Source organism: Enterococcus sp. DIV2449a (genome assembly GCF_051711225.1).
GTDB classification, from domain to species: domain Bacteria; phylum Bacillota; class Bacilli; order Lactobacillales; family Enterococcaceae; genus Enterococcus_D; species Enterococcus_D casseliflavus.
Genome location: NZ_JBIOME010000001.1, coordinates 1,303,093 through 1,326,400, shown reverse-complemented (window position 1 = coordinate 1,326,400; position 23,308 = coordinate 1,303,093). Strand labels below are relative to the sequence as shown.

At 43.3% G+C, this 23,308-nt stretch carries 18 protein-coding genes and 1 pseudogene; 5 read left to right on the top strand and 14 right to left on the bottom strand.

The genetic code is table 11. The features are described 5' to 3' along the window. A complete protein-coding gene (gene mprF, locus IGI76_RS06175; RefSeq protein WP_438781216.1) occupies window positions 1-2,547 on the top strand; it encodes a bifunctional lysylphosphatidylglycerol flippase/synthetase MprF in 2,547 nt (848 codons plus the stop codon). Window positions 2,548-2,612: 65 nt separating this feature from the next. Here mprF and IGI76_RS06170 read toward each other — a convergent pair whose 3' ends face one another. Then, entirely contained in the window at window positions 2,613-3,572 is a 960-nt protein-coding gene (locus IGI76_RS06170; protein WP_194192964.1) for an SPFH domain-containing protein, read from the bottom strand. Beyond that, entirely contained in the window at window positions 3,569-3,781 is a 213-nt protein-coding gene (locus IGI76_RS06165; RefSeq protein WP_005225691.1) for a hypothetical protein, read from the bottom strand. Before IGI76_RS06165 ends, IGI76_RS06170 begins: the two co-directional genes overlap by 4 nt. A gap of 247 nt (window positions 3,782-4,028) precedes the next feature. Between IGI76_RS06165 and IGI76_RS06160 the strand changes: the two genes are divergently transcribed. Continuing rightward, complete coding sequence (locus tag IGI76_RS06160; RefSeq protein ID WP_060792506.1) at window positions 4,029-4,439, top strand: Ohr family peroxiredoxin; 411 nt, start codon at window positions 4,029-4,031, stop codon at window positions 4,437-4,439. A gap of 58 nt (window positions 4,440-4,497) precedes the next feature. Continuing rightward, a complete protein-coding gene (locus IGI76_RS06155) occupies window positions 4,498-4,932 on the top strand; it encodes a MarR family winged helix-turn-helix transcriptional regulator (protein ID WP_015509453.1) in 435 nt (144 codons plus the stop codon). Between the two features lie 75 nt (window positions 4,933-5,007). On the opposite strand, the gene IGI76_RS06150 is transcribed toward IGI76_RS06155, so the two are convergent. From IGI76_RS06150 to IGI76_RS06130, 5 genes are all read right to left on the bottom strand, one after another. Next, complete coding sequence (locus IGI76_RS06150) at window positions 5,008-5,370, bottom strand: hypothetical protein (RefSeq protein WP_005225688.1); 363 nt, start codon at window positions 5,368-5,370, stop codon at window positions 5,008-5,010. Window positions 5,371-5,647: 277 nt separating this feature from the next. Further along, entirely contained in the window at window positions 5,648-6,016 is a 369-nt protein-coding gene (locus IGI76_RS06145) for a DUF7006 family protein (protein ID WP_015509452.1), read from the bottom strand. Window positions 6,017-6,700: 684 nt separating this feature from the next. Then, window positions 6,701-8,860, bottom strand: a complete 2,160-nt coding sequence (locus IGI76_RS06140; RefSeq protein WP_194192965.1) for an L-type lectin-domain containing protein — start codon at window positions 8,858-8,860, stop codon at window positions 6,701-6,703. A 45-nt stretch (window positions 8,861-8,905) separates the two neighbouring features. Beyond that, entirely contained in the window at window positions 8,906-9,937 is a 1,032-nt protein-coding gene (locus IGI76_RS06135; RefSeq protein WP_194192966.1) for a DUF916 and DUF3324 domain-containing protein, read from the bottom strand. Window positions 9,938-9,953: 16 nt separating this feature from the next. Then, window positions 9,954-10,529 carry a WxL domain-containing protein gene (locus IGI76_RS06130; protein WP_228095012.1) on the bottom strand — a complete coding sequence of 192 codons (576 nt, stop codon included), beginning with the start codon at window positions 10,527-10,529 and terminating at the stop codon, window positions 9,954-9,956. A 184-nt stretch (window positions 10,530-10,713) separates the two neighbouring features. On the opposite strand from IGI76_RS06130, the gene IGI76_RS06125 reads away from it, so the two are divergent. Beyond that, window positions 10,714-12,219 carry a helix-turn-helix domain-containing protein gene (locus IGI76_RS06125; RefSeq protein ID WP_194192967.1) on the top strand — a complete coding sequence of 502 codons (1,506 nt, stop codon included), beginning with the start codon at window positions 10,714-10,716 and terminating at the stop codon, window positions 12,217-12,219. An 82-nt stretch (window positions 12,220-12,301) separates the two neighbouring features. On the opposite strand, the gene IGI76_RS06120 is transcribed toward IGI76_RS06125, so the two are convergent. The 7 genes and pseudogenes from IGI76_RS06120 to IGI76_RS06090 all read right to left on the bottom strand — a co-directional run bounded on the left by IGI76_RS06120 (window position 12,302) and on the right by IGI76_RS06090 (window position 21,951). Further along, entirely contained in the window at window positions 12,302-13,189 is an 888-nt protein-coding gene (locus tag IGI76_RS06120; protein WP_005235175.1) for an SDR family oxidoreductase, read from the bottom strand. Between the two features lie 239 nt (window positions 13,190-13,428). Further along, complete coding sequence (locus IGI76_RS06115; RefSeq protein ID WP_194192968.1) at window positions 13,429-15,129, bottom strand: DUF4091 domain-containing protein; 1,701 nt, start codon at window positions 15,127-15,129, stop codon at window positions 13,429-13,431. A gap of 2 nt (window positions 15,130-15,131) precedes the next feature. Further along, on the bottom strand, window positions 15,132-16,103 hold the full coding sequence (locus IGI76_RS06110; protein WP_194192969.1) for an alpha/beta hydrolase: 972 nt from the start codon (window positions 16,101-16,103) through the stop codon (window positions 15,132-15,134). A 3-nt stretch (window positions 16,104-16,106) separates the two neighbouring features. Continuing rightward, a pseudogene (locus IGI76_RS06105) lies at window positions 16,107-17,470 on the bottom strand (glycoside hydrolase family 1 protein). Continuing rightward, a complete protein-coding gene (locus tag IGI76_RS06100) occupies window positions 17,463-18,368 on the bottom strand; it encodes an ROK family protein (RefSeq protein ID WP_194192970.1) in 906 nt (301 codons plus the stop codon). Before IGI76_RS06100 ends, IGI76_RS06105 begins: the two are co-directional and overlap by 8 nt. A 9-nt stretch (window positions 18,369-18,377) precedes the next feature. Beyond that, a complete protein-coding gene (locus IGI76_RS06095; RefSeq protein WP_194192971.1) occupies window positions 18,378-19,730 on the bottom strand; it encodes a PTS sugar transporter subunit IIC in 1,353 nt (450 codons plus the stop codon). Between the two features lie 19 nt (window positions 19,731-19,749). Next, entirely contained in the window at window positions 19,750-21,951 is a 2,202-nt protein-coding gene (locus IGI76_RS06090; protein ID WP_194192972.1) for a glycoside hydrolase family 3 N-terminal domain-containing protein, read from the bottom strand. A gap of 100 nt (window positions 21,952-22,051) precedes the next feature. Between IGI76_RS06090 and IGI76_RS06085 the strand changes: the two genes are divergently transcribed. Beyond that, the gene (locus IGI76_RS06085) at window positions 22,052-23,287 is read left to right on the top strand and encodes a helix-turn-helix domain-containing protein (RefSeq protein ID WP_194192973.1); all 1,236 of its coding nucleotides are present in this window, start codon (window positions 22,052-22,054) and stop codon (window positions 23,285-23,287) included. Window positions 23,288-23,308 lie beyond the last annotated feature (21 nt).

Here is a 23,308-nt window from a genome sequence, read left to right as displayed (position 1 = left end):
ATGAGAATCTTTACTTGGCTCCGCGACCACCGCTCACTGTTTAAAACCCTCTTCTTAATTGCAGTCGCCGTGATCGTGTTCGGCGAGCTGCTTTCGTTAAGCAAGACGATCTCGATTGATCAACTAAAACAATTGTTTGCGCAGCTATCCCTTTGGCGAGTGGCATTAATGGCGGTCATTGGCTTACTGTGTGTCTTTCCCATGGTCTTATATGATATCGTCTTGAATCGCTTACTAGGGGACAAACCTGAACGCCGCTATTTACTAGAAACCAGCTGGATCATCAATACCATGAACAATTTGATCGGCTTTGGCGGTTTCATCAGTATCGGGTTACGGTCAGAATTTTATGGCAAAGGAAAAAAAGGCAAAGACGTTGCCCAAGCAATATCGAAGATTTTTATCTATTTGATGTCTGGTCTTTCGATATTATCGCTTGCTGCGCTGGCATTCGTCCTCTTCGGTCCCACGACCGATTATCTCCAACAGTATTGGATCTGGCTTTTAGGCGGCAGTCTTTATTTTCCAATCGTCTATGCGCTTAGTTTTTCCAAAAAAAATGCCTACTTAGGTGGGCTGCAACGACGCGATCGTCTGCAGCTGATCGCCGCTTCCTTATTGGAATGGCTAGGTGTTTTTGCCGCCTTCTTTACGACGGGTCTGTTGATGGGTCTCTCGGTCGATGTGTTTCAACTGTTGCCGCTTTTCATCGCTGCTTCTGTGATTGGGATCGTCTCGATGATTCCTGGGGAACTGGGAACCTTTGATGTCATGATGATTATGGGAATGGGTTCACTGCAGATTCCCCGTGAAAGTGTCATTGCCTGGCTCTTGCTGTTCCGTCTGTTTTATTACATCATTCCCTTTTTGATCGGTTTGCTTTTTTTCTCAAAAAATGTCGGTGTCTCCCTCAACCAGCGCTTTTCTGGTATTCCAAAAAGCTTGTTGTTGGAAGTGTTCCACAAGATCGAAGTGTTGTTGCTTTATCTGACTGGAACGATGTTGGTGCTTTCCGCCACGATCCCAGAAGCCTTCGATCAAATCAAATGGTTAGCCCACCTCAATCCGATTCGCTTGAATTTTGTGATGCAGTACCCGAGTATCTTTCTCGGCTATCTCTTTTTGATTGCCGGTCGAGGGATCTCTGCCCGTGTCAGTCGCGCGTATGTGCCGACGCTTTTGTTGATTGCAGCAACGATCGGCTATGCTATTTTTGCGGGTTTCCGCTTTTCGACCATGCTGTTTCTTCTATTATTACTGGCGATCATGATTTTTTCAAAAAGCGAGTTATTCCGAAAGCAACTGGTTTTCGCTTGGGAATGGCTGACAATCGATGGTTTGCTGATTGGTTCGTTGACGATCCTCTATGTCATTATCGGGGTCTACAACATGCCCCATATCAATCGGCATCCGACGCATCACCATTCGATGGATTTTTTGCTTTTCCCTTCTGAAAAATTATGGCTCCAAGGCTTCGTTGCAATTTTATTCGTCGCCGTTGCGATGCTGTTGTTTGCACGCTACTTGATGGGACCAAAGCACCAACTCGGTGTCAGTGCCGCCACCGATAAAGTGAAGCATGTTTTGAACACTTATGGCGGCAATAGCGATAGCCATCTTGTCTATTTAAAAGACAAGCAAGTGTACGTTTATCCAGAAATCGGCGAGCCGACGGTCTTTTTTCAATTTACGACCTTTAATAATAAATGCTTAGTCATGGGGGATCCTTCTGGGAAGCAAGCAGACTTTCCCCAGGCACTGGAAACCTTTCTAACAGAGATGGATCAGTGGAATTACTTGCCAGTCTTTTATGAAAGTAGTGAAGAAATTTTGATGCTACTGCATGAATTCGGGTATGACTTTATCAAATTCGGTGAGAAAGCCTATGTGGATCTGCCTAGCTTCACCCTCTCAGGAAAGAAAATGAAGGGACAGCGGGCATTGAACAACAAGATCACCAAAGAAGGCTTTACCTTTGATGTGCTCACTCCACCCTTTTCAGCCGAAACCTTTGCCACCCTTAAGGAAATTTCTGACAACTGGCTAGATGGACGGAAAGAAAAAGGGTTCTCCCTTGGATTCTTTTCAGAATCCTATCTGAGTACCGCACCAATTGCAGTCGTCCGTAATCAGCAACAAGAGATCGTCGCGTTTGCCTCCTTTATGCCAACTTATCAGACAGGCTTAGCTTCCATTGATCTGATGCGTCACGATCCTGAAAAAGCCCCGAACGGAACGATGGATTTCTTGTTTATTCAGCTGTTTGATTATTTTAAAGAACAAGGCTACCAACAATTCGATTTAGGTATGGCACCATTAGCCAATGTTGGTACTTTCCGCAGTAGTTTCTTGCAAGAGCGGATCGCCTATCTCGTTTACACCTTCGGGTCTCGCTTCTATTCCTTTGAAGGATTGCGGGAATACAAACAGAAATATGCCGCTTCTTGGTCCCCTCGCTACATCTTATATTCTCGGGACAGTTGGATCGGTTATGTCATGATTGCCCTGTTGATTGTCGATAATCAAGCGGCAGACAAAACGAAATAAAAAAGCTCAAATGCGCCGGTTTATTCTCGGAGCATTTGAGCTTTTTTAATTGTTACGCTTAGAAGTTATTCTGCTGATTTAGATGGTGCGTTTTCCCAAAGTTGTTTGACGACTGGAATATTTCCTAGTTCCGTCATATTGGATGGCAGAATGACCGTGTTGGTATTGCTGTTGACCACGTCTTTAAAGGCTTCGATCCCTAGATAAGATAAGGAGCGCTCGTCTAGCTGGCTTTCTTTGATTGCTTCATTGATAGCTAAAATCCGTTTGCGTTCAGCTTCAGTGATTTTCGCGATTCGTTCCGCTTCTGCCTCAGCATCGATCCGTACACGTTTTGCCCGCGCCTCTGCATCGATTTGGGTTTGTTCTGCCCGAGCTTCGGCGTCGATCGTCATTTGCGAAGCTTTGGCTTCGGCACTTAAGACTGAAGAAGATTTCTCCCCTTGGGCTCTTGTGATCATGGATTCTTTGTCTCTTGAAGCTGTGATCAATTTATTCATTGATTCAATGATTTCTTGGGAAACTTTGATTTCCCCGATATTGATCCGGTCGATCGCTAACCCATAGCCAGCAGTGATGTCTTTGATTGAAGTAAATAGAGCCACGTTGATTTCTTCAGTTCCATTTAGAACCTCGTTCAGATCCATTTTCCCGATGATCCCCCGTAAGTTTGATTGGGCATCTTGAATCATTGAGATAACGGAGTTTTCATTTTCGTAAACAAAGGCACGAACATCTGTGACGTGGTATTTGATTGCTTCATCGATCTGCACGATTACGTTGTCTTTTGTAATTGCACTTTGCGGTTCGATCTCCAGAGGAATCTGTTTCAAGGACACTCTTTCTCTTACGGTATATAAAATCGGAACAAGAAAATGAAGACCTGGTTCCAACGTTCGAACATATTTCCCAAAACTTTCCACAACTTTGACTTCCCCTTGACGAACGATCACAGCAGTGCTTGCGATCAGCCAAATCAGAATCACTAATACGAAGATAACTAAAATAATTTGGATAATGATCATTGTAAAAACCCTCTTCCATTTTCAAATAATGTATTGTTAACACGGGTCAATAAGACACCGTTTTCAACCCCGATAATCTCTAACATGACATTTTCAGCAGGAATCCCTGCAATCACCCGATATTCTGTGTAGGTGCCATAAAGACGGATATAGCCTGAATAATGATCCGTCAGCGATCGAAAATAACGTCCAACCGCTCGTTGTTCCATGTAGTCTACGATGATTTTCCACCCTCTTTGCCTTCGTGCAGGTTATTTTTCGTTTCAATTGATTCGTTCATTCTATGACAAGTGTTACTAACTATAATAGCACGTTTCACCCAAGAGGACAGTATACATTTCATAATTCCCTCCTTTTTAGAAAAAAAGACGAGCTGAAAACAAATCCCTTGCATTTACCAATTAAATTGCATACAATCTAATTGTACAAAATATAAAAATCAGGAGTGAAGAAATGATGAAAAAAATGTATTCAACAAAAATGATCAACACTGGTGGCCGTTCAGGAGAAGTTCATAGTCCCGATCATTCATTTGAACTAAATATTACTGCACCTGGCAAACGTGTTGAAAATGCCACCAATCCAGAACAACTTTTTGCGGCTGGGTTTAGTGCTTGTTTCAATAGTGCCCTTGAATTAGTAAAAAGCAACAAAGGAATCGACGGTGCTTCGACTGTCAGTGCACAAGTGACGTTATACGCAGAAAGTGAATCAAGCTTTGTTTTAGGCGTTGAGATCGAAGGTCAAATCGAAGGTTTATCAACAGAGGAAACACAAGAATTGCTTGAAATCGCTCATACCGTATGTCCTTACTCAAAAGCTACAGCTGGCAACATTGAAGTGTCTGTCAAAGCCGTTAGCGAGTAGACTTTCGTTGAAAAAACAGCTATGATAAGAGGCGGATGTTAGAAAAAGGGGTGAAAACATGAATGTCTTAGCGTTAGAAAACCAATTGTGTTTTCCTCTATACGCCGCTTCAAAAGAAATTATCAAACAGTACAAAGACTTACTGGACCCGTTGAATTTGACCTATACCCAATATTTAGTGATGTTGGTGTTATGGGAAGATGAAGCGATCAGTGTCAAAGAATTGGGGAAGCAATTATGTCTAGATTCTGGCACACTGACACCGGTTTTAAAAAAGCTTGAAGCAAAAGGATACCTAGTAAGAAATCGAAATCAAGACGATGAACGTTCCTTGCGGGTCACATTGACTGATTCAGGCAAAAGACTCCATGAACAAGCACTAGAGATCCCCTACAAAGTAACTGAATTCTTGCCTCTTGAACCGGAAGAACTGTCAGTCCTCCACGAATTGACGACCAAAATGGTCCAAAAATTTCAAGAACAAGAAAAATGATCCGCTGTTTTCACAGCGGATCATTTTTTTATCTTTTAAACCTTCACTAACAAACAGCGAAGAAAACGGGATGACCTACGAAGCTTTGGTTTTCAATTCGCCAATAACATTTCGCAACTGAGTTAATTGTTCTGGGTCTTCAATTTTTTTGATCGCAATTTTTACCAATTCAAAAATTTGTTCCTCCGTCAAACCACTTTGCAAAATCTCCAATTCGGTGACAGCTGGTTGGAAACGACGAGCCAAAACTGACCCACTCATCTTGATACTTGCGATCTCAAGTATCCCTTTATTGACTAACTTACGAATCACTGACAATGACGTGTTGCGATTCAAGCCGAAGCGTTCACTAAATTCGGTACAGCATAGCGGCTCATCCACAGCCCAAAAACAAACTAAGACTTCCCACTCTTTTTTTGAAAAACTCAAGTAATCCATAACTGCTCCTTTCCATGCCAATCAGGCTGGTTCTTATTTTCTAATCAAAACAATCGCAGCTATTGACATAAGCTATCTATCCTCTTCATTTTACGATTGTTTTTTCTTTCACTAAAAGGATTATATACCAATAATAATCTATTTTATTCATAATTTCAAAATAATTTTTATTTTAATGATAAATAACACGTTTAATTCTCCTTCTTCTCCATAAAAAAAAAGCGACTAGATGCGCTAGTCGCTTTCTTTTCTATCAAGTGATCCTAAGAAGAACCGCTTATTGGATGTTGAAGATCAGGCTTTCGTGCTCTTTTTCTTTTAAGGAATAGCCACAAAACTCTTTATTCAAATTCGGATAATCGCGTTCGATCATCTGAATAACCTCGATTTCCGTCAAAAATTTGTCTTCTGACAATTGCAACGAGTTCAACAAGACAAAGCGTGAATCATAGCCTAAAATCTCTGGCATCAATTGCCAAAAATTTGAGTGATCAATTTGTTGGATCGTTTCTTCAAAGTTAGCAATCAATTGTTGTACATGATCATAGACTTTGGGATAATCAGATTTTAACAAATCCAACAGTGCTTGATCGACCACCTTATCCAAATAAGCCTTTGTGTCCGTATAGATTATTGAAGAAATCACTTATTTCATCAATCCTTTCATTCAAATGCCATATTCGACATCGTCAAGGATGGCTCCCTGTTCCTATATATAGCATACTATCGGTGATTTTCGTTCTCAGATTAAGGATAGAATCAAGAAAAAAAGGAGAAGTCGTTTTTTGATTCCTCAATCTTACTCCACAATAGCAAAATTTTGCTGAACTGATAAGCAAAGCGAATCAGCAACATCTGAAAATGAGAAATTTGTCAGATTTCCCTCCTTTTTTAGATAGATTGCCTCTCTTCTACAAAGAAAAATGAGCAGCCAAGGATCGCATCCTTTAGCGCGATCGATTTGAACCAAACAACCAGCAGCCCAGATTGCCCTTCACAAAAAATGGAGACAGCATAATCTCAGACAGAACCTTCAGCAACATGTATAATTAAAGTAGAGAAAGTCATCAAAATAAACGAGACGAGGAGTGGAGCAAAGATGAAGAACCATTGTAAATGCGGCAAGAAGTTAACTGGCAATGAAAAAAGCTGTCCGGACTGCAAACGCAAAAAACAGCAAACTTTAGATTCCTTGGAAAAATTCGTTAAATACGGCAGTTTTGCTTTAGCAGGCCTATCATTAGTTTTAAAAATTGCGAAAAGTCGACAAAGTTAGCAGTGATCGACTGAGAACTTTAATAAAAAAAACGCCGTAATGGCGTTTTTTTTATTAGTCTACAATCGTACTCTCCAACTGCCAATTGACCGTACCAGTATACGTCCCCGGTTGAATCAAATCAAAATCAGGAACAAATCGTAAATAGCAGTTGTATTCATTTAAAGCAAGGGTCAAATCAGCCTCGCCGTCGGGAAGCTGCTGAAAAAGGATCGTTTCTTCTTTCGTAACTGTTGCCACCAAGTGATCGTCGAGCGGATCATAGATCACGAATTGGACTTCTTCTGCCAACTGCTGCTGGTCTTGCAAGAAATCAGTCATTTGCCCACTAAGCTGCCAAGTCCCTTCACTGCTGTTGCTGATAGACAGCAGTGCCGAGGTTTGATCAAACGAAACAGGAAGATAGGCAAAGCCATCACTTCGGATCGATCGTGCGAGCTCATTTACATTGATTGTCGGTCCGTTGATCGACTCCGGCGCACTGAGAAATTGTACACTGCCTCGAAAATCAATGCCATAATAATGGGTTTCTGATTGATTTCCCTCTGCATCGATCACAAAAGCAGCAAGATAATAAGTCGTTCCCGGCTCCAGATTCGCGGTATCTCGTTCCAATGTGTATGTAAAGGGATCTGCCAATGTGGCTCGCTCTATCTGTGCCGTTTCTAAGAAATCTGCTTCCGTCACCGTCTCTTCTTCCGTAAAAAAATCCGTAACATACAAGCGTGCTTGCGTTGAATTGCGGTCATCGATGGTAATCGGGGTAAAGCACAAACGGTTTTCCCGCACGAGCTGCTGGGTTTCTTTCGCTTCTGCTAAGGTAGGCACACCCGTTGTCAGCGTAGGCGGAAACACACCGGTCATTGTGTAGGAATGCGTCTCAGGGCTGCCAGATACGATACTCGAGACAAAGGCATTCCCTTGAAAGGTCGTTTGCACAGGCACCGTTTGATTCAAGTTCTCATTGAGCGGCGCCCCCGTATAGGTAATCGAATAGTGGATAAGATAGTCATTCCCTTTGGCTAATGCAGGTAGGGTCGCGACCAACTCACCAGCTTCAACACTAAAATCAATCGGCGTGCCGCCTTCTGGCATACCATTTACCATCAAATCAGGACCACCAAAATACACTGTCTCATCGACTAAAGAAAACCCTTCTGGAAATATCGAACTCAGCTTGATACCTGCTTCTAAATCTGATAAATCACTGGAGTCTTTGTACGAGAGATACGTTGCATAGGTAATTGTTTTTTCTGCATCAACTATTGCTGTCTGACTAAGAGCTGTCTCGGTATCCAGTAACAACTTGTTGGGGTCGCGTTCGAAGACACCGGTTCGCATATCAATAGCGACTAGTCCTTCTACGTCAATAAAAGCAACTGCTTTTTCTTGGACGTTTCCACCATTTGCACCGGTAAAGCCAAAGTATACGGGCGCATTGTTTGTCAAATTCAAATTGGTTCTAAAAGTATCGTCCACCGGTACAGTAACATCGACCCCAAAATCAGGGACAGAATAGTGTAATGTTTGATTCGTCTGATTGAATTCAACAGAAAATGTATGCCATTGGCTATCAGAAATATCGGTGACCGCAACAAGGTCCTTATGGTTGACGACCTTGTACGACGGCAGCCAGCCTTCTGTCGTATAGGCGTCGTTTGACCCTGGAAAATTCCATGCGATATGATGGCTATTCGGTGCATCGCGATCCATGGCACCATGGACCCCCAGACTACCAGAATTGTAGTAAGTATCGAATTCGATGGCAAAGCTTTGCGGAATCGCTCCGGTATTCAGTGGGTCGGTTCCCCCTACATTCGACCAAACACCAATCGTTGGACCTGCTTGTTGAGCGAGTGCATCTACACCACTGCTTTGCATGACAAAAGCTAAGCCATCGCTATCAGTAGCTGTATTTTCGATGCAAAAAGCCATTTCTAAACGAAAAGATCGGGTAAAAGAAACCGCTTTGTTGAACCAAACGCCCCCACTGACATTTGATGTCACGCCATCATTGATTTGAACATAGTTATAGCCATCCGATCCTTGCGGAGAACCAGCTTGCCCCACCGTAGTGATCAAGGTCTCATCGATCGGTAACGTCGCAAAATCTGGCTCCACGACGGTCGCCGCAACAGATGCGTTTCCTGTATGAAATAAGGCGATACCTAACAAGAAGAAAAGTAAAAAACGTGTCGTAAAAATTTTTTTCATCGTCATCCTCCGCTTTATTTGATCAAGAACTTAAATGAAGCCCTCTCATTCCTGCTCTGTTGTTTCCTTTGATTTTTTTCGTCGCAAATACATCAGGAGCAATAGACTGGAAATAAGCAGGAGAATGACCACTGCAACAATATATACCCAACGGTTGCTGTGAAGAGAGCCTGATCCCACGATCGTTTTTCGATTGATCGTTTCAGCTTCTGGGCGAGAAACAGTGACGCTATCCTCAAAAACCCACGTTCCACGTGGGGCACTCAGCTCGATTTGAATGTGGTAGGTTCCCGGCTCTACGATTTCTTCATCAAAAGCGCTATAAAGATCTAGTGTGGAGTTTGGGCCAAATTGAAAACTTTCCGCAGTAAATCCCCCCACAACGCTGTCACTGTCTTGCTCACGAATCACTGTCTTAACAGCAATTCTCCCAAAAGCCACTGGCTGATCATTTTCAATGCGGCTTTTTAGGGATGCGATGCCGTCTTTTTCTACCGCCTCACTTTCGATCAAGGAAAGATCAGGATCAGGTAGCGCATCTAACTGCTGGCGAAGGCGGACACCTTGGACGATTTTATAGGTTGACGTAAGACTTGTTTCCTCAGCCTCTTGCCCCTCCATTTGTTCTTCTTCAAAAGAAAAGGCACCTAAGATTTCACCTGTAAAACGCTTGTCATTCATTGAAAGAGGAAATACCACTTGGCGTGTTTCCCCTGGTGCAAGCTGAATCATTTGATTTGGTTTCTTTATCAAAGTCGTGAAAGACACACCGCCAAAATCCTCTGCTGTTTCGGCTGCCTGATAAGCGATGATCCCAGTAGCAGCTGTGTAACTATTCAGTGCGGATGCTTGTATCGTAAGGGTTTCCGAACTCGTGTTATGAAGGGCAACGGTCAAATTCTGTTCGGTCTCATGATTTACCAGTAAGTCGAAATAACTGACGTCACTGACTTGATTTTGGGGAAGTTCTGGGGTTACAGTGAACCGTGTGGTCTGTGCATGACCGGTGACTTTCATAAAGCAACACAAACTGATAAAGAAACTAATGAGTACGAAGCACTTGATTTGTTTTTTCATTGTCGCCCTTTCCTTGCTATTCTGCTTGATAGGTGTTTGATAAGGTCCATGTGATCGTGCCGCTATAAGTGCCGCTGTTCACATTTTGCTTCGGTACGGTTAATGAAGCATTGGAAAAGTTAAAGTCATTGGTTGCTAAGCCAGTTGTGCCATTAGCAGAAGCAATCAGCGTTGGGTCTGTTGCCCCTACCATCAATTCGGTGCCCGAGACTAGCGCTGCATCGCCAGAAGCCGTTGTACCATTTAAAGTGACTTTGGCATTTACCAGCTTGTTATCGCTAGCATTCGTCATTTTCGATAATTGCGCCGTCAACTGCCAGCCAGCTTGATTCGGTCCACGGTAATCCGTGATCGATGTCACTTCATTCGACGTTGCTTGAATCACTTGTTCATCGGTAGCAATCTCTTGGATACTGCTTGTACCGAAGTTAAAATTAGTCACCTGATCCAGTGACAAGATTCCTTGTTCGATGGTTAGAGTTGCTTGACTCGTCATTGAAGCCGTTGGATTCGCTTCTGCTGCAGCTGCCACAGTTGGCGCCATTCCTAAACCCATTCCGACCAAACCTAACATTAGTACCTTTTTGTTCATTTTCATCTCTTCTTTCACTTTTTTTAATGAGAAACCGAGGGTAATCGAAAAAACAGCCTTAAAAAATAATAATTTAATTGGTGTTTTTTCATTCTATTCTCATCTATCATAAGTATAATCCATCATGGTTATCATACGGTTCACAGATTTAGCGTAAAAAAAACGCCAAAAAGGAGAATCCCTTATGTATCGAGAATTCATTTCTCCCGCAGAAGAAAAGAAATTAGAGATTTTCAAAGTTGTCTGCAATTCCAATGGGGTGACATTGGTCCAACTGTCAGAAGTTTTGAATATCCCGCAAAAAAGCCTGCAAAAATATATTTATTTTTTAAATGAAGATTTGCAGTTGCTTTCCCCTCACCTGCTTCTATCAAAAAATCATTACAATCAGTATTTTGTTGAGCGAGCAGAGGATGATGAACCTTTCTATGCAAAATTGATGTATCATTATTTGCTCAACTCCACACAATATACCTTGATTCACTACTTGATTGGGCGCCCGCAAATGACCTTGACGCAATTATGTTTGGATTTGCATATCAGCCAATCGCATATGTATCGGTTGATCAAGAAAATCAACCAACTATTGGAAAAGTTTCAAATCCAAATTCGAACAGACCTGAATAACCGCATCGTTCTTGCTGGAAAAGAGCTTGATATCCGTATTTTCACATACAGTTTCTTGACCCAAAGTGCGCCTGCTGATTTGTGGCTATTGCCGAGCGTTTCCCATAAAAATATCGAAGAGTTTACAGCGTTCTTTGCTGTTTCTCACTTTGATCCGTTGACGAAAAATAAACTCGCTGCATTTTGGCAAGCAGTAGTCAGCCGAACGATCCAGAAAAAATATTTGCCGCCGATTCCTGATAAATACATGGGATTGATGAATTTCTATTGTTTTTTACCAGAAGAAATCCTCGAATCACTTTTTTTGAGTGCCGATTATGCCTCAGAAAAGACGCTTCAGTCAGAATATCTTTACTTAAATTTCTTTTTGCATGTCTTTTTGCCAGGGGTGATTCCCCAAGAGAAGAATCAAGCGATCATCCAAGAGATCAAACATTCTGATACCGATCTTGTGCGCTTTTTCACTGCAATGATCAAAGACTGGCACGATACCTTTGCTCCAAGTCAGGAAGCCGCCGAATTCGAAAAATTATTAAGCAGCTGTCTGCTGGTCTTCAATCTTTCGATCATTATCGGCATCGATCTTCTGGAAGTGTGGCAGCTCGAACACCAACTGTTGACTGAAAATGCTCCTTCGAAAGACAGAACCTATGAAGCAATCTGCAAGCTTTTACTGACCCATGTTGAAAGGTATCCATTTGCTGACTTGGACAAAGAGTATTTTGAACAGACACAGTTGCCTTATCTCGCGCATCTCTTATATTTGGAAACACAGATGAATACGCCCCCGACCGTGTCGATCTATATTCAAACGACGATCCAATACCGCACGAAGCAAATGATCGAGACAAGGATCCGTTCGATTTATTCCAAAGCTTCAGTGACTTTTGTTAACCAGATGGAAGCAGCCGATCTTTTGATCACCGATAGCTATGAAGAAGTGATTTTTTCCGAAAAATTAGTCTTACTGTCTAACCTGCAAGCCGAACAAGAGTGGGCAGCCGTTTTTGCAAAGATCAATCAACTGATGATGACCAAGATGTTTGCCAAACAAGGAAAGTAAGCTGCCGATTCCATTTTCATCCGCAAAAAAAGCCCGAGCATCTTTGCTCGAGCTTTTTTCCTACAAGTTTATCCAGGGATTGTTAAGCAAAGAAGCTACCACCCGTTACACTGTACACTTGACCAGTTACATAGCTTGCTTCATCAGAGGCTAGGAAAACATAGACTGGCGCTAATTCGACTGGTTGTCCAGCACGTTTCATCAATTCTTTTTGACCAAATTCTGGGATCGCAGATTGTGGTTGTCCACCAGAAATTTGAAGTGGCGTCCAAATTGGACCAGGCGCAACGGTATTGACCCGAATGCCTTTTTCACTTAATTGCGCAGCTAGCCCTTTACTAAAGGAAGTAATGGCACCTTTCGTGGCTGCATAGTCTAAAAGATGGGCGCTTGGTTCCGCACTTTGGATCGAAGTGGTCGTAATGATGCTTCCACCAGCTGGTAAGTAATCCAATGCTTCTTGGACTGTCCAATACATCGAGATGATATTCGTTGTAAAGGTATCTTGAATTTGTTGCGTAGTCAACTCTTTGATGTCCTTCACCGCTTGTTGCATCCCAGCATTTAGAACCAACGTATCTAACCCGCCTAATTCTTTGGCTGCTTCATGAACCAATTGACGAGCGAAGGTTTCATCTTTCAAGTCTCCTGGAATCAAGACTGCTTTGCGTCCAGCTTTTTCAATGACTGCTTTGACTTCTTGCGCGTCTTCTTCTTCAAAAGGAAGATAGTTGATTGCAACATCGGCGCCTTCTTTGGCAAAAGCGATCGCTGCTGCTCGACCAATACCAGAATCACCACCGGTCACTAATGCTTTGCGTCCAGCTAATTTGCCTGAACCTGCGTAGCTTTCCTCCCCGCAATCAGGTACTGGCTGCATCTTTCCTTGAATCGCCGGTGCTTCTTGCACCTGTTTTTCAAATTTGCCATCATAATACTTCGTTAACGGATTGTTGATTTTTTCTGACATGCTCGTTTCCTCCTTGATTATTTCTACTTCTTATTTGTCATCGTTTGTTATGACCTTACTTAAAAGTGTAAAGGAAGATGGAGGGAATGAGAAACGAAACGCTCAGTAGAAAAAACGAAACACCGAAAATAAGGAGGCTTGTTCATGCTGGAAACCGTGCTAAATCACGATCAAAAACGTCGCCTCATCGAAGCCTTCCTCTAGGGATGACTCGTCGACGGCGACGCTTAAGAAAATGATTATTTTACCAAAAGTGTGATAAGTGCCTGACGAAATGCCTCCATCTCCTCAGCGGTTTGCAAAAAAACATCGGGATGACTATGATGGCTGTCGATCATCCAACGTTTGGTATCCGTGATTTTTAGAAAATCTGCTACCAAATCGTCCGTTTGCTTCGGTTGAGCAGCTTGGGCTGTCTTCAAAAGATAAAAATCTTCAATTCCCCGTTGGAGTTGCTTATATCTCAGAGACAACAATATATGTCCGTGATTCCCAGGATAGACGAAACAAAGATCACCGATCGGTAGTGAGCTCGTATTGTATCGAATATCGGTCCGAGCCTGTTCTGGCCAGCAATTGTATGCCCAACGCAGAAAGCCGTCTGTTTTGAACTGATACGATAAGATTCCTTGCATTCGCGTTTCTAACAAGGGACTATGCAAAAAGGTATTCGGTTTGTCGGGATAATTGCAGACATAGTACTGCATCTTCCCTGGATGGCTTTTTATCAGTGTTTCGTAATGGTTGCAAGTACAGTAATAGGAAGTCACAGGATGATCGATCACTGGCAGCAGCTCAAATAACACGTCTTCTTTATCAAAAGCAGCTTTGATCTGGATCGACGGATCAATTTCTTTTAAAACAGCTAACGAGGCTCGGAAACTGTCGATTTGATGTTTCTTCGGTTCGTCAGAAACGATGCGAACCTTCTCCCACAGATTCTTTCCTTTAAAATAATCAAATACTTGGCGTAGATACTCCTGCAACTCAGCTTTTTGATTAATAAAGCCAAAGGTGCCTTTCCCCTCATCATAAAAGCGAATCACCAATTTTTCTGGATGGTCCAAGTTGACTAACGGAAAAAATGGCGGTTCCCAGACCCCTAATAAACCAAACACATCAATTTCTTCTTTGATGCCCGCAGCAAAAAAACAATCAAGGTAACGTGTCAGCACAGAAAAATCGCAGGACAGTTCTCCGTCTGGCGTCTTTTTGACCTTGACCATCGAATACTCATATAAATTGGCGGGATAATCTTTGACGATGTAATTGAACCAGCCCTTCCAAGGGATCTCTCCGGCGATCACTGTGATCGCTTTTTGTCCGATCGCAGCGAGACTCTCAGCCATTTCCTTGATCAAGTCAAAGTGCGCATCGCTCCATAACGGAACGTCAAAGGTGCGAGCCAAATTGCTGGGCTGCTGCCACATATTTAAGTGGAACGTCTCTAAATAGTCTTTTGGAAAAGTAAAGCCATCCACTTCAATCGTTAGGTTCTTTTCTAACAAGCACTCCTCATGGCTAGTCAAGTGTGCCCGATAGACCTTGATTTTCACGGGATATGCTTGTGGTTTGATCGTCTCATCGATCTGCCACTCTAAATAAAGAGGCGCAAAGCGATCGCCAGGATAGGTTTTGGCAGTTCGTTCAAGCAATTTATCGGCGTACGCCAATTCCTGCTGACCGACATAATAATCGACGAATTGCGCTTTGACCGGCAATTCGCTAAAAATCTCAACACGTATCATGGGAATCTCGATTTCATCGGGGATCGAAAACTCGTCGCCAATAATATAATGATTGCGATTGCCATCGTGCAGCAGCAGCTGACAAGCAGCAGTACTGTTACGAACAGCTGATAACTGTTCAATCGCTTGTGGTTCTTGGGTGATCAATTCTGTTGAAGCCTTATAGCTTTCATGGACCAGGATTGCTTTCATTTTTACTCTTCCTTTCTAGGATCAATCAGCTGCGATACAAGCTTTTGATAAGAAACATTTTCAAACGCTTCTGGCATGATTGTTAGTAGTTGCTGCAAGCTGATGTTTTTTACGATTTTTAAGCGGCTTTTGTCTGCCCATGATGGAAAAGCCTGCAACAGCAAGCGTCTGTTTTCCCCTGATTCAAGCAACGCTCGAATTGGCCACTGCCCTAAATCAGGAAACAAAGCTGGCTGGGCAACTTTATCTGCCCAGTTCAACTCTAGCCATTCGACGCATTCATCAAACCAACGGGCAAAGCGTGGATCGACCATTTCTTTGCGATTACCGAAGCGTTCGGTCGCCAAAGAAAGACCGTGACGTCCTTTTTGGAAAATATGACTTTCAAAGGGAACCTCGTGATCTTCTAGGGCTTGCAGATACGCCAATGAATTTTCGATAGGAACGACATTGTCTTCAAAGGTTGAAAATAAAAAGGTGGGCGGCGTATCTTTTGTGACACATTCATTTAATGAAGGCGCGTCAATCTGCATGACTGTGGCAAATGAGGACAAAATCGCTGGATAGCCTAACAGACATAAACTTGGTTTCATATGGGAGATCGTCGATAGCGCCGCCGCTAGATGACCGCCGGCCGAAAAACCGATCACAGCGATTTTTTCGGCGTCGATTCTCCATTCACTGGTTAGTTCTTGGATTTTAGCAATCGCTTTTTCGGCATCTACTAAGGAAAGGCTGAAACTGCGATGCACCCCCACATGATAGCGTAAGACCCCGGCGTGAAAGCCTTGGGCAGCAAAGTTTAAAGCGATCGGCTCGGCTTCTCGCTCACTGCAAAAGGAGTAGCCACCGCCAGGGATCACCAAGACAAACGGTCGATCCCCCACCCGATCATACTCCGCTTTTTCCTCGTGCAGATAAACCGTCAACCCGGCTTGTGCTTCTTGATCAAATAGATATTCCTGAATAAACACCGCTTACTCTCCTAACCCGTTTTTATCGATGACGTTTTGATACCAATAAAAACTGTCTTTCTTGTATCGCGCCAAGTCCAACAGCTGCTCATCCGTGCGATTGACATAGATAAACCCGTAACGTTTAGCGATGCCTTCATGAGTACTGACAAGATCGATGGCACTCCACGGGCAATAGCCGATCACATCGACGCCGTCTTCGATCGCCAATGCCAGCTGCTTTATGTGCTGCTGCAAGTAGTCGATGCGATAATCATCGTGGATTTTTCCATCAGTTGTCAAAACATCTTTGGCACCGATCCCGTTTTCCGTGATCAAGAGCGGTAGACGATAACGGGAATAGATTTCGTTCAACGTAAAGCGAAAGCCCTCTGGATCAATCGGCCAGCCGAATTCAGTCATGGGCAAATGAGTATTTTCTACTGCTTGGAAAAAGCCAGGAATCCCGAAACCAGACTGTTGATCGAGTTTTGTCTCTTTTTGAAAATAGCTGCTGACGGTCATCGTATTATAATAATTCAATGCGATGTAATCACAGGTTCCAGCTGCCAAATCTTTCGATCTGCTTCAGTGACTGTCGGTGCTGCACCAATCGTCTCTAACAAATGCCATGCGTTATGGTTGTATGTGCCGAAAACAGCCGCATCTAGGAATAACCAATTTCTCAGCGCACTCATAGAAAGAGCTGCCAGCTGATCAGCTGGTTTTTCAGAAGCTGGATAGACACTGGCGATATTCGGTGCTGGGCCAATCTTGCCGCTAAAATTACCTGCATGAAACTGTTGGGTGACCAATGCTTGGGCCACTAGCATATGGTGATTTTCTTGAAATTTTTCTTTCATGGATTTTTGACTCGTCCCAATGACCGAACCAGCAAGTGCCATCACATTTTGCTCGTTGATGGTTTGCCATAGCGGGACTTGATGACCAAAGTTTTCGAACAGTACTTGGCAGTAATCAGCAAATGCTTGGATCGTCTCTCGGTTTTCCCACCCACCTTGCTTCGCGATCGCAACAGGCAGGTCAAAATGGAAAACGGTGACGATCGGTTGAATCTCGTTTTCTAGTAGCAGATCGATCAGTTTTTGATAAAACGCCAATCCTGCTGGGTTGACCTGACCATCGGGCATGACTCGACTCCATGATATGGAAAAACGATAGGCTTTTAACCCTAATTCTTTAAACAATTTCACATCTTCTTCATATCGGTGATAGTGGTCTGATGCTACTTTAAAATCAGTAGTCCCTTGCGGAATCTCTTTGATATCTTGCACTGAGGGACCTTTGCCGTCTTCTGCCCATGCGCCCTCTACTTGATAAGCACTAGTGGATGCTCCCCACAAAAATGCTTCCGGAAATTTACTCATCCCACGGTTCCTCCTTGGCTGCGCCGATCAAATTGGCGTCCGCTTGAAAATAAGCGGCTTGGATCGCAACTGGCTGCAGCGTTTTCTCAATGATTGGTGCGGTTTTAAAAATAGCTTGATAGCTGCTAGCTATGGCTTCGATCAAGCGTGGTTGACGGCTGATTCCGCCACCGATAACGATTTTCTCCAGAGCTAAAAGACACTGAAGATCGAAGCACAAGACAGCGATTTCTTTGGTATAAGCTAAAAATAATGCTTCTGCCTCAGGATCGGCAGTTTTCGTAAGGGTATCAAAGACCAAAGGACCCTCAGGCGCAACAGCCATACTAGCAGCCAAACGCTCAATCAATCCGACAGCCGAAAGACCGATCCCCACAAAAGAGTCCGCGCCTCTCATTTGTCGGTCACGAATCATAAAACTGACTTCACCAGCTTGTCCATGATGCCCGCGATAGAGTGTTCCATTGAGACAAAGGCCGACCCCTACGCCAGTTCCTAAAATGATCGCCGCACCATTTTGGATCCCTTGCAGATTGCCAGCTTTCATTTCCCCTAGCGCGGCGGCTTTTGCGTCGTTTTCGACACTAACCTCTGTCACCATGCCATCGCTTAACTGGCAGATCAATTCTGGCAAATTTACCCCATCAAGGTATGGCAAGGCACCACCAAAGAAGACCGTCCCTGTTTCATTAACTGAACCAGGGACTGCGATCGCCACTTTAGTGAAAGAAACTTGACGGGCATAGCTTTGCAATAGCCCTTTGATAGCTTCTTTAAAGGGTTCCAAAGCTGTAGGAGTTAAAATGGTCTGCCGTTTGCTGACCTCGTTGTGTTCGACCCATCCCGTTTTGATGTGCGTCCCACCGATATCAATTCCTAAATAAACCAAATGTGCCACTTCCTTTGTTTACGCTTGAATTTCTTCCACGACTTTTTCTGTCATTTTTGCTGCTTCACTTGCTTGCTTTTTTTCAGCAGCCATTTCTAATTCGTACTCTTTTTTATCCGCAATTTTTAGGAACGGATACCACATCACAATACCGATCAGCATACAGATGATCATTAAGATCGTGTAGTTAAGCCCTCCTGAAAAGGGCATTTTGATAAAAGTCGGTGTCGTCCATGGCAATAGACTCATGGTTGGATTCAAGCTGATTGGGAGGATCGTAGTCGCCAATCCCCAGGTCACAAAGCCAGCGATCAATTGTGTGAAGACTTGCGGAATAAAGAACAACGGATTCAAAATAATCGGCATCCCGAACATGATTGGCTCTGTGATATTAAAGATCGACGGGATAAACGACAATTTTCCTAATTGTTTCATTTTTGCCGATTTGCTGCGGATCATAAAGAAGGTCACAAAGCCCATGAAGCCAGCAGCATACATGCCCATATAAATCACTGAAGGAATTAGATAAGGCAGGTCTTGTCCTTGTTGGTAAGCGGCAATATTCGAAACGACCATGGTCATACTAATCGCGCCGAGCGGTCCTTGTAAAACTGCATTATGAATTCCGAAAAACCATAAAACGGCTAATAATTCCATAATGATGATGATCGATAGCGGGCTGGCAACTAAGGAGTTCAGCGGCGCATTGATCACATCGATAAAGAATTGGAAAATCGAACCAGATGAAGTAAACCCAAATAAGACACGTAAGACAAAGACGACTGCAAAAATGATCGTGACAACAAAAACTGGTGCTAAGGACTGGGTCACCATTGGGGGAACACTGTCTGGCAGTTTGATCATAATATTTTTTCTCGACAAGAAAGCATAAAAGCGAGTGACCAACAAAGCGGTCAGCATGCCGATAAACAGTCCTTGACCGCCTAAGAAATCAAGCTTCAAAGCACCAATCGTTTGTTCCACTGCTTGGCCATCTTGCATGACAGTTGTTGCGACGGTTTGGGGCATCAACATAATGAAACTAGCTAAAGAAATAATCGCCGAGTTGCGTTCGTTGCTTCCTAACTGTTTTGCGTAAGAATACGCCAAACTGTATACGACATACAAGGCAAAAACGCCAGTTGCTCCGTTGGTGATCGCTTCAACATGTTGGAAAATGCCAATTTTCGTCAAATAGTCCGTCCAACCGGGAATCGGAAAATTTCCAATGATTGTGATAAACGCAATTCCTAAAGTGATGGGACTTGTTCGAATAAAACCCTCCATCAAAGCGGCCAACACTTTGTTTTGTTGTAATTTTTGTGACATTGGTAATAGTTTGCTACTTAAAAATGCTTCTAATTTTTCCATTTTTTCTCACTCCTTTAGTTTAGATCGTTACACTAAGCATCGTTTCTTTTTGATCGATCCGCATTAGGAATCGATAAGTACCTTTGGTAAAATGTTTGGACCCTTGATTGTCATAGTAAACAAGTTCTGACAACGGCAGTGACAATCTGCGCTCTTTTTCTTCTTGGGGCGCGAATGAGATGAGGTCACTTGCGATTAATTGACGACTTGGACGAACCATTGCCGCTGGGCGCTGCATGAGATAAATTTGGATGATGGTTTCTGCAGCTGTTGCTGATTGGTTTTTCACTCGATAAGCCAATTGGATCGTCTCGCTAGATACTTCACTACCAAGCCATTCACCAGTAAACGTACTGTAACTAAGACCTGTACCAAATGCGAATAAGGGTTCATTTGATTCATCGCGGTATTTTGACAAAAAGCGATCAGAATGCTCACTATCTGTCAAAGGTCTGCCTGTTGGCATCTGGGCACTGTATAGTGGAATCTGTCCTTCACTACGAGGAAAGGTCATCGCCAGTTTTGCCGTCGGAGAAGCCTGCCCACTCAACAGATTGGCGATCCCGATCCCGCCCATCGTTCCTGGATACCAGACGAGCAACAGACTATCAAATAATGCTTCCACTTGTGTTAAGACTAACGGTCTGCCAGTGTAAAGCACGCCAATCAATGGCTTACCAGTTTTTTTCAACGCTTGGATCAAACGCATTTGTTTCATTGGTAGCTGCAAATGAGCTTTTGATGCCCCTTCGCCGCTCTCCAAAAATTGTTCCCCAAAAGTCAAGACGATGACCTCTGCAGCCTCAGCCGCTTTGACGGCTTCTAAAAGCAGCTGGTCTTCTGGTTCGATCGGTCCATTCAGCTGTTCGATCCCGACTTTTAAAGGACCAAATTGCTCATACGAATCGAATAGATTGTATCCACGTGCAAAGATTAGGTTTTCGGGTGCGAAGTGCTTCAGCAAACCAGTTTTTAAAGGAATCGTATCTTGTGGCTTGCCGCTAACTGACGCCCAAAAGCCTAACGTCAACCGGCTTTCTCCATAAGGACCGATCACAGCGACGATTTGGTCTTTTTTCAAAGGTAAGCTGCCCTCATTTTTTAAAAGCACGCAACTTTTTTCCACTAACTTAACGGCTAGCTCTTTGGCTTCCTCCGACAAAACCTCTCCAGTCTGTTGCGTTTTCAACCCTCGATAGGGTTCCTCAAACAAACCTAATTGATTTTTTAATACGAGAATTCGCCAGACTGCTTCATCCAGCAACGCGGCTAATTCGGGTTGTTTGATCAGTTCTGGCAAGTGCGTCGCATAGACCGATGTCATCATATCAAAATCAACGCCCGCTTCCAAACCTTTCTGAGCGGCCTCCCGTTCATCTTTGGCAAAGCCATGAGGGACCAATTCTTTGATGGCCGCATGATCGGAGACCAATACCCCATCAAAACCGAATCGTTCGCGCAAAATCTCTCGGTTCAGCCAGCAGCTACCCGTTGCAGGTTCACCATTCAATAGGTTGAAGGCCGTCATCACTAGCAGTGCTTGCGCTTCGATCGCCGCTTGATAGGGTTGCAAATATTCATTGAATAAGCGCTGATTCGACATATCGACCGTATTGTATTCTCTGCCTGCTTCGGGTGCACCGTAACCAGCAAAATGTTTGATGCAAGCAGCAACGTGATTGTCTGCCACTCCTTGATCAAGATTACCTTGGTAACCGGTCACGACGCTTTTAGCAAAACGTTTGGCAGTATAAACATCTTCTCCTGGCGACTCCATCACCCGCCCCCAGCGAGGATCGCGAACAAGATCCAGCATGGGTGAAAATATCACATGAAGGCCATTTTGGTAACATTCTTTGGCGGTCATCTCAGCGGCTTGCTCGATCAGGTCAAAATCATAAGAACCTGCTTGCGCAAGGGGGATCGGAAAAATCGTCCGAAACCCGTAGATGACATCAGACATAAACAGCATGGGAATCTTAAGTCGGCTGTGTGCCAACGTTTCCCTTTGTAACTGAATCAACTTTTGGTAATCGTTCACATTATAAATCGAACCAATCTCGTGAATCTTCAAATTTGGTGGAAGCCCTAAATCTTGCATTGGGCCAGTAGACATCACCTCATTTTCAATGACTAAACTGCCATTCAATTGAATCGTCTGAGCGATTTTTTCTTCTGGCGTCAATTGCTGAAACAATTCTTTCAATTTTTTACTATCCATGTTTGCTCCTTCCTGTAACCGTTTTATTTATCTGAATTATAGGAAGAATTCTTCCTTAGATATACTAAAAAAATATTATTTATAATAAAATATTTATTGAATGCGAAAAAATTTACGTTATACTAAAAGAAAAAACAATGTTTGGACTTTGAGGTGTCTCATGAACAAAACAACACTTACGACCGCCATGGATCTGCTGTATCGCAAATATTTGATCCCGATGATCCTCTTGGATCAAGAAGGAACTCCTTTGTATCCCCCACTCACCTTAACAGCCCAGAATCCTCTGAAACACTATTTGGAAGAAACGAACGGCCCAGTTGCGAATCTCTATCATTACGGCAAATATATGCTTGGTTGTTTTGCATTTCAGTTAACTGGAAAAACCTGTTATATGGTCATAGGCCCTTGTGGTGTGATTGGTACACCAGATACGTCTTACCTATTTCTTGAACACGAATACCACTACAATGTGCACTACTCAAAAGAAGACAAATACTCCTTTGAAGAGTACATCCAGCTGCTTTATACGCTGTTTGCGGAGCAACCTCTTGCAAAAGACCAAATTCATTGGCATTACCAAAACGAGCCTCATGACCGATCAATGCAAACAGATCTTAGTTTGGAAACCAATCTTTACGAACGTCGGGTGCATGAAGCCACTTTTGATTCCTACCATTTTGAATTGCGTTATCTCGACTACATCAAACGTAATGAGCCTGAAAAAGTGGTTTGGGTGTTCAACAAAATGAAAGAGACCTACAGCGTTTCGCTCTCTCCTCATGAACTTGAAGGCTTAAAACTAAAATTTTCGGCATTTGTCGCTGTCGTGACCCGCATGAGCATTGATGAAGGAGTACCAGTCAACCAAGCATTCGGCTTATCTGATTCCTTGATTCAAGGTCTGGTTTATATTCATTCTGCAGAGGAATGCCTTCGCTATATCAAAGAAGCGACCTACCGCTTCATGGAGCTTTTACATAGCTACCCGCTAGCGCAAAAATCACTGCTAGTCAAAACGATCGTGAATCATGTTGATAGCCATCTCTACGAAAAAGTGACCATTGATGACCTCGCTGCCATTACTCAAAAACACAAGACCCATCTGTGCAATCAATTCAAAAAAGAAATGAACAAAACGATCCACAGTTACATTCAGGAACGAAAAATCAGTGAAGCCAAACATTTATTGTTGTTCACAGACTATTCCTACGAAAAAATCAGCACCCAATTAGCCTTTGCCAATCAGAGCCATTTTATCCGCAATTTCAAAGCAGTGACGGGGCAAACACCAAAAGAATTTAAAGAGCAGCATTACGCCCATGCCTTAAGTTGAAAACACACGCTTCGAAAAAAA

Excerpts from the sequence above, each read along its gene's own strand:
- mprF (WP_438781216.1), top strand. The coding sequence starts at position 1 with ATGAGAATCTTTACTTGGCTCCGCGACCACCGCTCACTGTTTAAAACC.
- IGI76_RS06170 (WP_194192964.1), bottom strand. The coding sequence starts at position 3,572 with ATGATCATTATCCAAATTATTTTAGTTATCTTCGTATTAGTGATTCTG.
- IGI76_RS06165 (WP_005225691.1), bottom strand. The coding sequence starts at position 3,781 with ATGGAACAACGAGCGGTTGGACGTTATTTTCGATCGCTGACGGATCAT.
- IGI76_RS06160 (WP_060792506.1), top strand. The coding sequence starts at position 4,029 with ATGAAAAAAATGTATTCAACAAAAATGATCAACACTGGTGGCCGTTCA.
- IGI76_RS06155 (WP_015509453.1), top strand. The coding sequence starts at position 4,498 with ATGAATGTCTTAGCGTTAGAAAACCAATTGTGTTTTCCTCTATACGCC.
- IGI76_RS06150 (WP_005225688.1), bottom strand. The coding sequence starts at position 5,370 with ATGGATTACTTGAGTTTTTCAAAAAAAGAGTGGGAAGTCTTAGTTTGT.
- IGI76_RS06140 (WP_194192965.1), bottom strand. The coding sequence starts at position 8,860 with ATGAAAAAAATTTTTACGACACGTTTTTTACTTTTCTTCTTGTTAGGT.
- IGI76_RS06135 (WP_194192966.1), bottom strand. The coding sequence starts at position 9,937 with ATGAAAAAACAAATCAAGTGCTTCGTACTCATTAGTTTCTTTATCAGT.
- IGI76_RS06130 (WP_228095012.1), bottom strand. The coding sequence starts at position 10,529 with ATGAACAAAAAGGTACTAATGTTAGGTTTGGTCGGAATGGGTTTAGGA.
- IGI76_RS06125 (WP_194192967.1), top strand. The coding sequence starts at position 10,714 with ATGTATCGAGAATTCATTTCTCCCGCAGAAGAAAAGAAATTAGAGATT.
- IGI76_RS06120 (WP_005235175.1), bottom strand. The coding sequence starts at position 13,189 with ATGTCAGAAAAAATCAACAATCCGTTAACGAAGTATTATGATGGCAAA.
- IGI76_RS06115 (WP_194192968.1), bottom strand. The coding sequence starts at position 15,129 with ATGAAAGCAATCCTGGTCCATGAAAGCTATAAGGCTTCAACAGAATTG.
- IGI76_RS06095 (WP_194192971.1), bottom strand. The coding sequence starts at position 19,730 with ATGGAAAAATTAGAAGCATTTTTAAGTAGCAAACTATTACCAATGTCA.
- IGI76_RS06090 (WP_194192972.1), bottom strand. The coding sequence starts at position 21,951 with ATGGATAGTAAAAAATTGAAAGAATTGTTTCAGCAATTGACGCCAGAA.
- IGI76_RS06085 (WP_194192973.1), top strand. The coding sequence starts at position 22,052 with ATGCGAAAAAATTTACGTTATACTAAAAGAAAAAACAATGTTTGGACT.